General features: G+C 63.2%; 18 protein-coding genes. 7 read left to right on the top strand and 11 right to left on the bottom strand.

What is annotated here, in order from left to right:
• The first annotated feature begins 86 nt into the window (after positions 1 to 86).
• On the top strand, positions 87 to 716 hold the full coding sequence (locus tag AC0L3E_RS30260) for an alpha-ketoglutarate-dependent dioxygenase AlkB family protein (protein WP_127808275.1): 630 nt from the start codon (positions 87 to 89) through the stop codon (positions 714 to 716).
• Here the strand turns inward: AC0L3E_RS30260 and coaA are convergent.
• From coaA to hisB, 9 genes are all read right to left on the bottom strand, one after another.
• Positions 703 to 1,662: a type I pantothenate kinase gene (gene coaA, locus AC0L3E_RS30255; protein WP_127320239.1), complete on the bottom strand. Its 960-nt coding sequence runs from the start codon at positions 1,660 to 1,662 to the stop codon at positions 703 to 705. The two genes, AC0L3E_RS30260 and coaA, sit on opposite strands and share 14 nt — an antisense overlap.
• Positions 1,663 to 1,686: 24 nt before the next feature.
• Complete coding sequence (locus AC0L3E_RS30250; protein WP_128306800.1) at positions 1,687 to 2,010, bottom strand: phosphoribosyl-ATP diphosphatase; 324 nt, start codon at positions 2,008 to 2,010, stop codon at positions 1,687 to 1,689.
• A gap of 70 nt (positions 2,011 to 2,080) precedes the next feature.
• On the bottom strand, positions 2,081 to 2,875 hold the full coding sequence (gene hisF, locus AC0L3E_RS30245) for an imidazole glycerol phosphate synthase subunit HisF (protein ID WP_164748906.1): 795 nt from the start codon (positions 2,873 to 2,875) through the stop codon (positions 2,081 to 2,083).
• Positions 2,872 to 3,708, bottom strand: coding sequence for an arginase family protein (locus tag AC0L3E_RS30240; RefSeq protein ID WP_128306799.1), 837 nt, complete (start codon positions 3,706 to 3,708; stop codon positions 2,872 to 2,874). Before AC0L3E_RS30240 ends, hisF begins: the two co-directional genes overlap by 4 nt.
• Positions 3,705 to 4,448: a 1-(5-phosphoribosyl)-5-[(5-phosphoribosylamino)methylideneamino]imidazole-4-carboxamide isomerase gene (gene hisA / locus AC0L3E_RS30235; protein ID WP_127380293.1), complete on the bottom strand. Its 744-nt coding sequence runs from the start codon at positions 4,446 to 4,448 to the stop codon at positions 3,705 to 3,707. Before hisA ends, AC0L3E_RS30240 begins: the two co-directional genes overlap by 4 nt.
• Before the next feature lie 4 nt (positions 4,449 to 4,452).
• Entirely contained in the window at positions 4,453 to 4,743 is a 291-nt protein-coding gene (locus AC0L3E_RS30230) for a DUF1330 domain-containing protein (RefSeq protein WP_127289536.1), read from the bottom strand.
• A 6-nt stretch (positions 4,744 to 4,749) separates the two neighbouring features.
• Positions 4,750 to 5,400, bottom strand: coding sequence for an imidazole glycerol phosphate synthase subunit HisH (hisH, locus tag AC0L3E_RS30225; protein WP_128306798.1), 651 nt, complete (start codon positions 5,398 to 5,400; stop codon positions 4,750 to 4,752).
• 1 nt (position 5,401) lies between these two features.
• Positions 5,402 to 5,878 carry a DUF2628 domain-containing protein gene (locus AC0L3E_RS30220; RefSeq protein WP_128289654.1) on the bottom strand — a complete coding sequence of 159 codons (477 nt, stop codon included), beginning with the start codon at positions 5,876 to 5,878 and terminating at the stop codon, positions 5,402 to 5,404.
• 4 nt (positions 5,879 to 5,882) lie between these two features.
• Entirely contained in the window at positions 5,883 to 6,482 is a 600-nt protein-coding gene (gene hisB, locus AC0L3E_RS30215; RefSeq protein WP_127266875.1) for an imidazoleglycerol-phosphate dehydratase HisB, read from the bottom strand.
• A 227-nt stretch (positions 6,483 to 6,709) separates the two neighbouring features.
• Between hisB and hslV the strand changes: the two genes are divergently transcribed.
• The 6 genes from hslV to AC0L3E_RS30185 all read left to right on the top strand — a co-directional run bounded on the left by hslV (position 6,710) and on the right by AC0L3E_RS30185 (position 12,102).
• Positions 6,710 to 7,261 (top strand): ATP-dependent protease subunit HslV, encoded by a 552-nt coding sequence (gene hslV, locus AC0L3E_RS30210; protein WP_473606374.1) that lies wholly within the window; start codon positions 6,710 to 6,712, stop codon positions 7,259 to 7,261.
• The gene (locus tag AC0L3E_RS30205) at positions 7,251 to 7,766 is read left to right on the top strand and encodes a GNAT family N-acetyltransferase (RefSeq protein ID WP_473606373.1); all 516 of its coding nucleotides are present in this window, start codon (positions 7,251 to 7,253) and stop codon (positions 7,764 to 7,766) included. Before hslV ends, AC0L3E_RS30205 begins: the two co-directional genes overlap by 11 nt.
• Positions 7,763 to 8,941: a hypothetical protein gene (locus AC0L3E_RS30200; protein WP_473606372.1), complete on the top strand. Its 1,179-nt coding sequence runs from the start codon at positions 7,763 to 7,765 to the stop codon at positions 8,939 to 8,941. Before AC0L3E_RS30205 ends, AC0L3E_RS30200 begins: the two co-directional genes overlap by 4 nt.
• Positions 8,942 to 8,993: 52 nt before the next feature.
• Positions 8,994 to 9,593 carry a DUF2585 domain-containing protein gene (locus tag AC0L3E_RS30195; RefSeq protein ID WP_473606371.1) on the top strand — a complete coding sequence of 200 codons (600 nt, stop codon included), beginning with the start codon at positions 8,994 to 8,996 and terminating at the stop codon, positions 9,591 to 9,593.
• 4 nt (positions 9,594 to 9,597) lie between these two features.
• Entirely contained in the window at positions 9,598 to 10,911 is a 1,314-nt protein-coding gene (hslU, locus tag AC0L3E_RS30190; protein WP_473606370.1) for an ATP-dependent protease ATPase subunit HslU, read from the top strand.
• Positions 10,912 to 11,142: 231 nt separating this feature from the next.
• Positions 11,143 to 12,102 (top strand): DUF1402 family protein, encoded by a 960-nt coding sequence (locus AC0L3E_RS30185; protein ID WP_473606369.1) that lies wholly within the window; start codon positions 11,143 to 11,145, stop codon positions 12,100 to 12,102.
• Positions 12,103 to 12,340: 238 nt separating this feature from the next.
• Here AC0L3E_RS30185 and AC0L3E_RS30180 read toward each other — a convergent pair whose 3' ends face one another.
• Positions 12,341 to 13,579 (bottom strand): NAD(P)/FAD-dependent oxidoreductase, encoded by a 1,239-nt coding sequence (locus tag AC0L3E_RS30180; protein ID WP_473606368.1) that lies wholly within the window; start codon positions 13,577 to 13,579, stop codon positions 12,341 to 12,343.
• Complete coding sequence (locus AC0L3E_RS30175) at positions 13,576 to 13,890, bottom strand: Rieske (2Fe-2S) protein (RefSeq protein ID WP_027161041.1); 315 nt, start codon at positions 13,888 to 13,890, stop codon at positions 13,576 to 13,578. The genes AC0L3E_RS30180 and AC0L3E_RS30175 overlap by 4 nt, the downstream gene beginning before the upstream one ends.

The following is a 13,890-nucleotide window of genomic DNA, read 5'->3' as shown; positions in this document are numbered from 1 at the left end:
TCGACAAGAGCGGCGGCTTTCGGGTCGCCGTTTTCATTGATCGTGACATTTTACGGTTCCGAACCATCCAAGAGGTAATCGAATCCGTGCTCGTCCTGCCCAAAGGCGTCCGCCACATGCCGGCCTACCTGTCGCGCAGCGCGCAGGAAGAGTTGGTCGACGAGGTGAGACGGATCGTGCAGCAGGCGCCGCTGTTCGTGCCGGCCATGCCGCGCACCGGCAAGGAGATGAGCGTGCGTATGACCAATTGCGGGCCGCTGGGCTGGGTCACCGACAAAGAGCACGGCTATCGTTACCAGCCGGCGCATCCGGTAACCGGGGCGCCTTGGCCGCCGATCCCGGATGCGCTGCTCGACCTGTGGCGCGAGGTCTCGGGCTATTCGCACCCGCCGGAAGCATGCCTCATCAATTTCTACACGCCGGACGCAAAAATGGGCCTGCATCAGGACCGCGACGAGACCGATCTTTCGGCGCCGGTCGTCTCCGTCTCGCTCGGCGACGACTGCCTGTTCCGAGTCGGCCAGACTACGCGTGATGGCGCCACCAAGTCGTTCAGGCTGCAAAGCGGTGACGTCGTGGTGCTCGGCGGCGAGGGGCGGCTGTGCTTTCACGGCGTCGATCGGATCTATCCCTCGACCTCGGCGCTGCTGAAAAACGGCGGGCGGATCAATCTGACGCTGCGGCGGGTGACGGAGCCGGCCGTCACAGCTTCCTGAGCGCCACTTCCTCGATCAGGTGGTCGGCGCCTTTGCGCAGGATCAAGTCGGCGCGGGCCCGCGTCGGCAGGATGTTCTCGCGCAGATTCTTCAAATTGATGTTGGTCCACAGGCCTTCGGCGATGGCGCGCGCCGAACTCTCCGACAGCTGCGAATAGCGGTGAAAGAAGGAGTCCGGGTTTCGGAAGGCGGTCTCACGCAGCCGCATGAAGCGGGAAATGTACCAGTTGTGGATCAGCTTCTCGTCGGCATCGATGTAGATGGCGAAATCGAAGAAGTCCGACAGGAAAGGGACGATCTTGCCGTCCTGCGGCAGCTTGCCGGGCTGCAGGACATTGATGCCTTCGAAGATCAATATGTCGGGCCGGTCGATGGTGACGAACTCGCCGGGAATGACGTCATAGGTCAGGTGCGAATAGACCGGCGCGCGGACATCGGGCAGCGCCGACTTGATGCCCGACAGGAAGCGCAGCAGCGCGCCCACATCGTAGCTGTCGGGGAAACCCTTGCGCTCCATCAGGTTCTCGCGGCGCAGGACCTCGTTGGGCAGCAGGAAGCCGTCGGTGGTGATGAGATCGACCTTGGGGCTCGACGGCCAGCGCGCCAAAAGTTCCTTCAGCACGCGTGCGGTGGTCGATTTGCCGACGGCGACCGAACCGGCGATGCCAATGATGAACGGTGTCTTGACCACGTCGACCGCGTTGAAAAAGGCCTGGCGTTGCCGAAACAGCAGCTGGCTTGCTTCGACATGCGCCGACAACAGCCGCGACAGCGACAGATAGATGCGCGTGACCTCTTCGAGATCGACCGGATCGTTGAGCGACCGCAGGCGGCGGAATTCGTCCGCGCTCAGCGTCAGCGGCGTGTCGGCGCGGAATTGCGACCATTGATCGGCGGAGAAGAAACGAAAGGGAGAATATTTCTCGGTTGGCGCGAGCTGATCCATCGAGATACCTGCCCTTCCTCGCGGTCAGCCCTTGGGCCGTGACGCCTTCTCGGCGATGCCCGAACGCCGGGTGCGGCCTTCGAGTTCCCTAAGCACGTCGCTCAGCGGTACCCCGGAGAGGCCGAGAACGACGAGCCAATGATATATAAGATCGGCGCTTTCTGAAACGATGGCCGGTTTGTCGCCCCTGACGGCGGCAATCACCGTCTCGACGGCCTCCTCGCCGAGCTTCTGCGCCGCCTTGTCGATGCCGCGCGCGAACAATTTTGCCGTCCACGAATCCGGATCTCCGGAATGGGCGCGTTCCCTGATGGTTTCTTCAAGATCTAACAGCGAAAACTCAGCCATGGCGTCATCTATCTGCTTGTTTAGGCATGATCTTTTCCGAAAACCGGCTCCCACTTTTCGGGATCATGCTTTAGGGCCGATTATTCACAGAGTCCAGCCGCATCGGCAGGCCGGCGGCGGCCATATGCGCCTTGGCCTGCGCTATCGTGTAGGTGCCGAAATGGAAAATGGACGCGGCCAGCACCGCGCCGGCATGGCCGTCGCGAATGCCTTCGACCATGTGGTCGAGCGTGCCGACGCCGCCGGAGGCGATCACCGGCGCACGCACGGCGTCTGATATCGCGCGGGTCAGCGCGATGTCGTAGCCGGCCTTGGTGCCGTCCCGATCCATCGAGGTCAGCAGAATCTCGCCGGCGCCGCGATCGACCATTTTCCGGGCGAACTCGACCGCATCGATGCCGGTCTTTTCGCGGCCGCCATGAGTGAAGATCTCCCAGCGGTCGGTCTCACTGGTGCCCGACACCTTCTTGGCGTCGATGGCGACGACGATGCACTGGTTGCCGAACTTGTCGGCGGCCTCGGCGACGAAATCCGGGTTCTTCACCGCGGCCGTGTTGATCGACACCTTGTCGGCGCCGGCCAAGAGCAGCTTCCTGATATCGGCGACCTGGCGCACGCCGCCGCCAACGGTCAGCGGCATGAAACATTGTTCGGCGGTGCGTGCGATGACGTCGAAGATGGTCTCGCGATTGTCCGACGAAGCGGTGATGTCGAGGAAGCAGAGTTCGTCGGCGCCGGCCGCGTCATAGGCCTTGGCCGCCTCGACCGGATCGCCGGCGTCGACGAGATCGACGAAGTTGACGCCCTTGACGACACGGCCGTTCTTGACGTCGAGACAGGGGATGACACGGGCTTTCAGCATCAGCGGCCCTCTATCGTGGCGATGAGATCGTTCAGCAACTGGCCGACCAGCGGCGGAACATCGGCCTGGGCGTCGAAGGCCGGGTCGTAGGCGGAAACGGTGATGCCGACGATCGGCACCGCCAGCGCCATGGCGCACGTGGCATCGCGCAACTGTTCCGGGCTCGGCCCGCCCGAAGTGATATAGCGGTTGGCCTGCAGCTCCCGGGGATCGTGCACGTCCATATCGAGATGCATGTGCACGCGTCTGGCGCCGGCGACCATCAGTCTTTCGGCCGCCTGGGCCACCCCGGAGCATTCCGTCCGCACGATCGGCAATGTCTCGAGAAGCTGTTTTTCCGCCGGATCGAGATCGCGCGCGCTGACGAGCACGCAACGCGACGGATCGATCGGCTTGAAGCCCGGAATGGCCGACGCCATCGGCCGCCAGCACAGGCCGAGCACGGTCGCCAGCGCCATGCCGTCGAGAAAGCCGTATGTGGATGTCTCGGGCGTGTTGAGATCGCCATGCTGGTCGGCCCAGATGATCGCATCGGCGTCTTCGCCGGCGACCGCGCCGGCGCTGGTCAGGCAGTTTCCGGCAAGGACGATGGGAAACCGACCGGCGTCACGGGCAAGGCGAACCTCGCTCGCAACCGCGTTGCAGACGGCAAAGCCGGTGGCGATTTCACGCTCCTGGGCATCTCCAACCTTGCCGATATCCTCGACCATCACATCGTGGCCAGCCATCGTCAGGGCGTCGACGAGCCCGCCCGAGACCAACGCGTCCGGCCCCTGGCCCATGCCGCCATGGTAGTGGCCGCTGTCATAGGAGGCCAGGATAATGGAGATTTTCACGTCCGCGTCTCCGCCCTGCCCTGCAGGATCGCCAGGGCCTCGGCCGGATCGATGCGGCCGTCATAGAGCGCGCGGCCGGAGATCGCGCCTTCGAGCTTTTGCGCATCGGGCATGGTCATGCGCACGATGTCGGCGATCGAGGCGAGGCCGCCCGACGCGATGACCGGGATCGACACGGCATCGGCGAGGTCGATGGTGGCGTCCCAGTTGATGCCGGTCAAAACGCCGTCGCGGTCGATGTCGGTGTAGATGATGGCAGCGACGCCGGCGCCCTCGAACTTCCTCGCCAGTTCGATGACGCCGAGGCTCGACGCCTCGGCCCAGCCCTCGACGGCGACCTTGCCGCCCTTGGCGTCGATGCCGACGGCGACCTTGCCCGGAAACGCCTTGCAGGCCTGTTTGACAAGGTCCGGGTCACGCACCGCCACCGTGCCGAGGATGACGCGGGCCAGCCCGCGATCGAGCCAATCCTCGATCTGCGCCAGCGTGCGGATGCCGCCGCCGAGCTGCACCGGGTTCTTCGTTGCCTTGAGGATGGCACCGACCGCCGCACTGTTGACGCTCTGGCCCTGGAAGGCGCCGTTGAGGTCGACGACATGCAGCCATTCGAAGCCCTGTTGCTCGAAGGCCCGCGCCTGCGCGGCAGGATCATCATTGTAGATGGTCGCGGTCGCCATGTCGCCATGCCTGAGGCGCACGCACTGGCCGTCCTTGAGATCTATCGCCGGGAAAAGGATCATCCGTTCAGGCGCCTTCCACAATGGCGAAATGGGACGTCGAATAGAGGCGTCTGAATTTCAGCGCCGCCTGGTATTCGGGCGAATGGAAGCAGGCGAGTGCGACCGCATAGCTCTCGAACTCGATGATGACATGGCGATTGCCCGATGGCCCTTCCGGGCTCGACGACTGACCGCCGCGGGTCAGGAACTTTGCGCCATATTTGTCGAAAGCCGCTTTGTTGGCGGCAATGTATAGCGGATAGTTTTCCGGATCGGTCACCTCGACCATCGCCATCCAGTAGCCCTTCTTGCTCATCGGTTTTCAGGGCCTCCAACGCAGGAAATTGGTGATCAGCGCCAGGCCGAGCGCCTGGCTCTTTTCCGGGTGGAACTGCGTGCCGACGAGATTGTCGCGGGCGACAGCCGCCGTCACCGGGCCGCCATAGTCGGCAACCGCCAGAACCTCGTCCGCCTTGCGCGCATCGAGATGATAGGAATGCACGAAATAGGCATGCAGCCCGCTTGCGCCAGTCGGTATGCCGGCAAACAGCGGATGCTGGCGCTTGAGCTCGATCGTGTTCCAGCCGATCTGCGGGATCTTCAGCGCCGGATCGGAAGGCATGATCTCCTTCACGTCGCCCGATATCCAGCCGAAGCCCTTGGTAATCGTCTTTTCGAGGCCGCGCTGCGACATCAGCTGCATGCCGACGCAGATGCCGAGGAACGGCCGGCCCTTGACGATCGCAACCTCGTCGACGGCTTCCCACATGCCTTCGACGGCCTGCAGGCCGGAGGCGCAGTCGGCATAGGCGCCGACGCCGGGCAGGACGATGCGATCGGCCGTGCGCACCCGCTCGGCATCTGCGGTCAGGTCGATATCGGCCGATATGCCGGCTTCGCGCGCGGCGCGCTCGAAAGCCTTGGTGGCCGAGCGCAAATTGCCCGAGCCGTAGTCGATGATCGCAACCCGCATGTCAGCTTCTTCCCGGAATGTGGGTCAGCCCCAGCGCCATGCCCGGCTGCGCTGGCCGCGCGAGGGCAGCATCGGGGACCATGCGCGGCGCCGGCACAACCTCATCGGCAAGCGCTTCCGCTTCCAGCGCATAGCGTGTGTCGGCGTCGTCGAGCCAACCGGCTTCGACCGCGCCCCATTCGTGCCAACCGCGCCGGCGAAGTGCCGCGATGCGCAGGCCTTGCCCTTCCAGTCCGACATAGAGCGAAACCAACAGTGACAGCAGCGAGCCGGCCAGACCAAGGCCGAGATTCTGGCCCAGCATCGAAAGCAGGCCCATGACGACGAAGGCAAGCGCTGCCTCGATCCACAGCCGATGCCAGGCGAACCATAGCGGCGGCACCAGGAGGCCCAGCCAGGTGAAGCCATCGCGGACAAAGGCCGTGGCATCGGCCTTCTCGCTGCGGCCTGGCGGTTCCATCACGACATAGGTGGCCATTGCCTTATCCCTTCAACGATCCCTTGGTGGAGGGAACCGCATCCGGCTGGCGCGGATCGCGCTCGAGAGCCGCGCGCAGCGCGCGCGCCACCGCCTTGAAGCAGGTCTCGGCGATGTGATGGTTGTTGGCGCCATAGTGATTGGTGACATGCAGCGTGATGCCGGCATTCTGCGCCAAAGCCTGGAAGAATTCGCGCACCAGCTCGGTGTCGAAGGTGCCGATCTTCGGCGACGAGAAGGAAACGTTCCAGACCAGGAACGGACGGCCGGACACGTCGATCGCAGCGCGCGTCAGCGTCTCGTCCATGGCAAGGTCGATCGAGGCATAGCGCATGATGCCGCGCCGCTCGCCCAGTGCCTTGGCCAGCGCCTGGCCGAGCGCGATGCCGGTGTCCTCGACCGTGTGATGATCGTCGATATGCAGGTCGCCCTTGGCCCTGACCGTCATGTCGATCAGGGAATGGCGCGCCAGCTGGTCCAGCATATGGTCGAAGAAGCCGACGCCCGTCGAAATGTCCGATTTTCCGGTGCCGTCGACATGGACCGAGACGGCAATCTCGGTTTCCTTGGTCTTGCGGCTGACTTCGGCGGCGCGGGGCGGCATCACTCTATCCTTGTCCAGAGGTTCACATCGTGACCAGCTCAGAGGTTCAAGCGCTCGCAGGCTTGAAAACGAAAGCCTTCTAGCAGCATGATCCGGCGATTGCCAGTTGCGAACCCGGCCGCTATCCAGCGGTTTGCAATCATCGGTCCCATGCATACATATGGCCGATCAAGTCACTCGTACCGCGCCGATCGCCTTATCGGGATGGCGCTGCTCGGAGCCAGGAAATGTCCGATAATCTGACCATGCACGCCACGACCATCGTGACGGTGCGCAAGGGCAACAAGGTGGTGATCGCCGGCGACGGCCAGGTCAGCCTTGGCCAGACCATCATGAAGGGCAACGCCAAGAAGGTGCGCCGCATCGGCAAGGGCGGCAATGTGATCGCCGGGTTCGCCGGCGCCACCGCCGACGCCTTCACGCTGCTGGAGCGACTCGAAGCCAAGCTCGAACAATATCCCGACCAGCTGACGCGCGCCTGCGTCGAGCTCGCCAAGGACTGGCGCACCGACCGCTATCTGCGCCGGCTGGAAGCGATGATGCTGGTTGCCGACAAGTCGGTTTCGCTGGCGCTGACCGGCAACGGCGACGTGCTCGAGCCCGAATTCGGCGTCATGGCCATCGGTTCGGGCGGCAATTACGCGCTGGCGGCGGCGCGCGCGCTGATGGACAGCGACAAGGATGCCGAGGAGATCGCCCGCAAGGCGATGCAGATCGCATCCGATATCTGCGTCTACACCAACAATAATTTCGTCATCGAAACGCTCGATGCCGCCTGAAGAGGTGGTGACCTATGATTTTCGGCCGGTGACGGAAAAAGACCTGCCGATGATCGCCGGCTGGCTCGCCGAGCCGCATGTTGCAGAGTGGTGGGACCATCCGGAGACGGAAATCGCCGGGATCCGCGAGCATATTGACTCTATTTCCGTCGAGCCGCTGATCGTCGAGCTCAACGGCAAGCCGATCGCCTATCTGCAGAGCTACGACCCGCATCTGGAAGACGACCATCCCTATGCCGACCAACCATTCGGCACGCTCGGCATCGACGTGTCGATCGGCGTGCCGGAGTTGGTCGGGCGTGGCCACGGCTCGGCGATCGTGCGCCAGTTCGTCGAACAGCTTTTCGAGGAAGGTGTTCCGCGCGTAATCATCGACCCGGATCCCGCCAATGTCAGGGCCATCCGCGCCTACGAAAAGGCCGGCTTTGTTGCTTTTGACACAAGAACATCGGAGTACGGGCCGGCCTTGATGATGGCGCGCGACGCGACGCAGGAGCCCAATTGATCAGCGCCGAAACCCTCGACAAGGCAATCGCGAAAGGTTTGATCTCGCAGACCCTGCGCGATCAGTTGGAGGCCATGGAACGCGCGGTCGCTCTCGCCCCCGAGGCGAGGCGTGCCGATGACGAGGGTGACGAGGGTGACGAGGGTGACGAGGAAAACCTGCGGCTGGTGGGCGGCGGCAACGACCTGTTCGTCACCGTGGGAACCGTTCTGCTCAGCGCCGGCTTCTTCTTTGTCCTCACCACCTTGCTTCCAGGCCAGACATTCTGGATCGCCGGCATCCTGGCGGTTTTCGCCTGGGGGCTCGCCGAAATCGTCACGCGCCAGCACCGGATGAAATTATCGTCGTCCGTGCTTGCCCTGATTTTCATGGCCGCCATTCTGGCCGCTCTGGCGCTACAAGTGGAGGCCAGCTTCGGCATACGCAAGCCGGAGACTATCTGGCAGCTGTTGGCGTTGCGCCAGACGGCGTCCCGGGCCGGATATCTGTTCCTGGGCGGAGGAATAATCGCGGCGGCGATCTATTTCTGGCGCTTTCGCGTCCCCATTATTGCCGGGGTTATCGCCATCGCCTTCACATTGCTTGCCTTCCTGCAAACGGCGATAATCCTGTATGACAGTGTGACAACGGGCGCGATTGCGCCGCCGCGCCTCGAGGATGTTCCAGAATTGCTGCGCGCGGCACTTTACATGCCGCTGATCTGCGGCCTGATCGTGTTCGCAACGGGTGTAGCTTTTGACATTTACGACAGGGATCGGCGCAAGATCTGGTCCGATTGCGCTTTCTGGCTGCATGTCGTCTCGGCGCCCATGCTGGTGCATCCGCTGTTTATCATGGCAACCGGCCAGAACGTCGTATTCGGACATATCGCGCCGGATGCCAATGCAACCATCATGCTGACGATACTGATCCTTGGCTTCCTCTATGTCGCGCTTGCCATAGACCGCCGTTCGCTTCTGGTTCCGACATTGGCTTACTTCGGCTCGCTGGGCATCTATTATCTGGTGAATTCCGCCTCCGATTCGACGGGTATCCCGCCTTTTGCCTTGATCCTGGTCGTTGTTGGCGCGCTGATTATTCTGTTCGGGGCTGGCTGGCAGCGTATCCGGCGGATTGTCGTCAAACCCACCTTGCCGGCGGCCGTGATCCGCCGGCTACCGCCGCTGAAGGCGTGACAAGGCTTTGTGATGGTCGAGACGGCGACGCGAAACGAGGGGGAATGAACCGATGACGACACCGGCCACGGAGAACAGTTATTCGGCCTATGAAGACAGCTGGCGGATGGGGCTTCTGCTCGTCCTCGCCCTGATCATCTTCCAGGCCGGGGCGCTCTACGGCATGGGGCGAGCGCCGATCTGCACCTGCGGCTACGTCAAGCTCTGGCATGGCGTGGTGAACAGTTCGGAGAATTCCCAGCACATTTCGGACTGGTACACGTTCTCGCACATCATCCACGGCTTCCTGTTCTATGCGCTGGCCAGGTTCCTATTCCCGCGTTCGCCGATCGGCCTGAGGCTGGCGTTCGCCGTCTTCATCGAGGGCGGCTGGGAGCTGCTCGAAAACAGCCCATTCATCATCGAGCGCTACCGCGCCGGCACCATCTCGCTCGACTATTACGGCGACAGCATCATCAATTCGGTGTCCGACACACTGGCCATGGTGCTGGGATTTGTGATGGCGCGAAGGCTACCTATATGGGTGATCGTCAGCCTCGCCATCATCTTCGAACTCGGTACCGGCTATCTTATCCGGGACAATCTGACACTCAACGTGATCATGCTGCTGCATCCGTTCGAGGCCATCAAGCAGTGGCAAAGTGGAATTTAGTGATATGAGCACATTTTCTCCCCGCGAAATCGTTTCCGAACTCGACCGCTTCATCATCGGCCAGAAGGACGCCAAGCGCGCCGTGGCCATCGCCTTGCGCAACCGCTGGCGCCGCCAGCAGCTGGAAGGCCAGATGCGCGACGAGGTGATGCCGAAGAACATCCTGATGATCGGGCCGACCGGCGTCGGCAAGACCGAGATTTCGCGCCGCTTGGCGCGGCTCGCCGGTGCGCCTTTCGTCAAGGTCGAGGCGACCAAGTTCACCGAGGTCGGCTATGTCGGCCGTGACGTCGAGCAGATCATCCGCGATCTGGTCGAGATCGCCATCGGGCTGGTGCGCGAGAAGATGCGCGAGGACGTCAAGGCGCGCGCCCACGTCAACGCCGAGGAACGCGTGCTGGAAGCGTTGGTCGGCAAGACGGCGAGCCCGGCCACCCGCGATAGTTTCCGCAAGAAGCTGCGCGACGGCGAGCTCGACGACAAGGAGATCGAGGTCGAGGTCGCCGATACCGGCGCTGGCGGCATGCCCGGTTTCGAGATCCCCGGCATGCCGGGCGCCAATATCGGCGTGCTGAACATCAACGACATGCTGTCGAAGGCGATGGGCGGCAAGAAGACCAAGATGCGCAAGACGACGGTGAAGGAGTCCTACGACCTGCTGGTCAATGACGAGTCCGACAAGCTGCTCGACCAGGACGAAGTGGTGCGCCGGGCGCTCGATGCGACGGAAAATGACGGCATCGTCTTCCTCGACGAGATCGACAAGATCGCGTCGCGCGAAGGCGGCATGGGCGCCGGCGTTTCCCGCGAAGGCGTGCAGCGCGACCTGCTGCCGCTGATCGAAGGCACCACGGTGGCGACCAAATACGGACCGCTGAAGACCGACCACATCCTGTTCATCGCCTCCGGCGCCTTCCACGTCTCGAAGCCGTCAGACCTGTTGCCGGAATTGCAGGGCCGCCTGCCGATCCGCGTCGAGCTGCGGGCGCTGGAGAAGGACGATTTCGTCCGCATCCTGACCGAGACCGAGGCGAGCCTGATCAAGCAGTATATCGCGCTGATGAAGACCGAGGGCGTCGACCTGACCTTCACCGACGACGCCATCGATTCGCTGGCCGGCATTGCCGTCGACCTCAACGCCAGCGTCGAGAATATCGGCGCAAGGCGGCTGCAGACGGTGATGGAACGGGTGCTGGACGAAATCTCCTACGACGCGCCGGACCGCAACGGCACATCAGTCACCATCGACGCCGCCTATGTGGAAAAGCATGTCGGCGACCTGTCCAGGAATACCGACCTGTCGCGGTTCATCCTTTAAACGACGGCGCCGGAACGTTCCGGCGCCGGTCCAGGCAACATTTTCCGGCAAGCAAAATCATGTGTGGCCAGATGGTACCATCCGGCCACCTTTCGTAGTGCCGGGTGAAGGGGCGCTCTCGACTCGACCAAGAGCTTTACCTAGTTTGCGCGGCAATTCTCGATCTCTTGGTTGACGCAATTCCGGAAAACCGTTTCACACTTTTCCTGGAATTGCTTGGGCGGCGGGTGCATGAAAAAACTGATCCTGGTCATTCTCGGCTTGACGCTGGCGGCGACGCTGTTCGTCGCCGAGGCAGCGACATTGGTGCCGCCGGGAAATCGCAATGCCGTGCAGCCCGACATTCCCGGCGCATCCAGCCGGCGCACGCAGGCGACCAACACCAGTTTCCAGGCGAAGTATCGCAAGGTCTACGCCCTGTTGCAGAACGACGCCGAATTGCGCGGCAAGATCAAGAAGGCAGCAGCCACCTACGGCATCGATCCCTTGCACATCGTCGGCGCCATCGTCGGCGAGCACACCTACAATGTCGACGCCTATGACCGGCTGCAGACCTACTATGTCAAGGCGATCTCCTATCTCTCCAGCAAGCTGTCCTTCGCCTATGACGGCGAGGACATCACCGATTTCGTGCAGCGGCCGGAATTCAAGAAATGCGCGGGGATGTCCGACAGCTATGATCTGTGGGAATGCCGCGAGCAGGTGTGGAACCGTTCGTTTCGCGGCAAGAGCGTCGGCGGGACGAGCTTTCCCGACGATCGTTTCGGCGCCACCTTCTTCCAGCCCTATTATGCCGGCCAGACCTTCGGCCTTGGCCAGCTCAATCCGCTGACCGCCTTGCAGATGAGCGATCTCGTGCACAAGGTCTCCGGCCTGCCGAAGCTCGACGTCGGCGACCCAAACTCTGTCTACAAGACCATCATGGATCCCGACCTGACGCTGCCATACGTCGCCGCGACGATCCGGAAATCGATCGATGCCTACAAGAGCATTGCCGGCTTCGACATTTCGGGCAATCCGGGTGTCACCGCCACGCTCTACAATGTCGGCAATCCGGAGCAGCGGGCCGACGCGCTGAAGGCGGAGAACGACAGGCGCCGCGCCGCCGGCGAACCGGAAAAGCTGCCGGAAGAGAATTACTATGGCTGGCTGGTGAATGATAAGCTGCCGGAGCTGAAGGCGCTGTTTTAGGGCGGCTCTCTGGCGTTAATTTGCCGACGCCTGCGCCGCCCCTCATTGTCCTGCCGGACATTTCTCCCCGTATAGTGACGGGGAGAAAGGGGCTGGCCGCAACCTCGGCGCCCTTCTTGCGATGCTGGTGATTGGCGAAACCGGCGATGATAGCGCCCTTCTCCCCGTCACTATACGGGGAGAAGATGCCGGCAGGCAGATGAGGGGCAGCGCAGACGTCGGCAATTGGCGTGACGGCTCACGCCGCCAGCAGCGACTTCAGCTTGACCGCCTGTGATCCCAGCGCTTCCGGCGCCGGTTTCGCGTGCTTGCCGATCAGCATGTCGGCCAGCCTGATATCGCGGGCGACCGCGTTGCCGGGGCCGATGCCGCTGGCCGCCACCAGCCTGCCGTCTTGCGCCAAATGGAAGAGAATGAAGGCGCCATCGCCGAGGTCGCGGCGCACGGTGCTGCTGCCTTCGTCGGACAGCCCGGCGATCTGCAGGGACAGACCATATTGATCCGACCAGAACCACGGCACCGCCGCATGCGCCTCGCCGGCACCGAGCATGTTCCTGGCCGCCAGCGCGCCCTGTTCCTGGGCGTTGCGCCAAGCTTCCAGCCGCACCCGACGGCCGCCATAGACGGCGAGCGGAAACGAGCAGCAATCGCCGGCGGCAAAGATGTCGGGATCGCTGCTGCGCAGCTCGGCATCGACTGCAATGCCGTTGTCGATCGCCAGGCCGGCTTCGGCCGCAAGCCCGGTCACCGGCACGGCGCCGATGCCGATGATCGCGAGGTCGGCGACGATTTCCCGGCCGCCGGCAAGCGCTATGCGCACCTTGTTGCCGTCGTCGGCGATGGACGCGATGCCATCCCCGCACAGGATATCAACGCCCTCGGCGACATGCGCGTCATGGATGATTTCGGCAATCTCCGCCGGCACGCCGCGCATCAGGATGCGCGGCTGCGCCTCGATAACGGTGACCGCAGCGCCTAGCTTGCGTGCCGCGGCGGCGAGTTCGAGGCCGATGAAACCGCCGCCGATGATGGCGATACGGTTGCCGGGGGTAAGATGCGCGCGAATGGCGAGCGCGTCGGCGAAGGTCCTGAGATAGACGCAGTGCGCGCCAAGGCCGGGCATCGGCAGCTTGCGCGGGATCGAGCCGGTTGCCAGCAGGAGCTTGTCGTAAGGCAGGACCGATCCGTCCGAAAGGCGCACCGCATGCGCCGCGCGATCGATCGCCACGGCCTGGACGGAATGGATATGCCGGATCGATTTCTCGGCCAGAATTGCGTCGCTGGCGATCGCCTTGATCTCGGGCGCATCGCTGGCCATCGCCTCCTTGGACAGAGGCGGGCGCTCGTAGGGCAGATGCGGCTCGTCGCCGACCAGCGTCACCGGCCCCTGATAATCGAGATCGCGCAGCGCAAGTGCCGCGCGCCCGCCGCATTCGCCGGCGCCGATGATGACCATTCCCCGCGCCATGTCAGTCATCCGATCTGGATCAGGACTTTGCCAGCGTCGACCTTGACCGGATAGGTCTTCAGATTGACGCAGACCGGCGCGCCGCGGGCGTCCCCCGTCTTGTAGTTGAAGCGGCCATTGTGCTTGGGGCATTCGATGATGTCGTCCATCACCAGCCCGTCGGCCAGGTGCACCTTTTCATGCGTGCACAGGCCATCGGTGGCGAAGAACTCGTCGTCGGGGCTGCGATAGATGGCGAAGGTGCGGCCGCCATGGTCGAAGCGCATCACATCCTCCTCGTCTATGTCGCCGGTGGCGCAGGCCTCGACCCAGTCGCTCAT

The sequence above is a fragment of the Mesorhizobium sp. WSM4822 genome, from assembly GCF_055811155.1.
The sequence above is the reverse complement of the archived record's forward strand: the minus strand, read 5'-3'. Positions and strand labels throughout refer to the sequence as shown.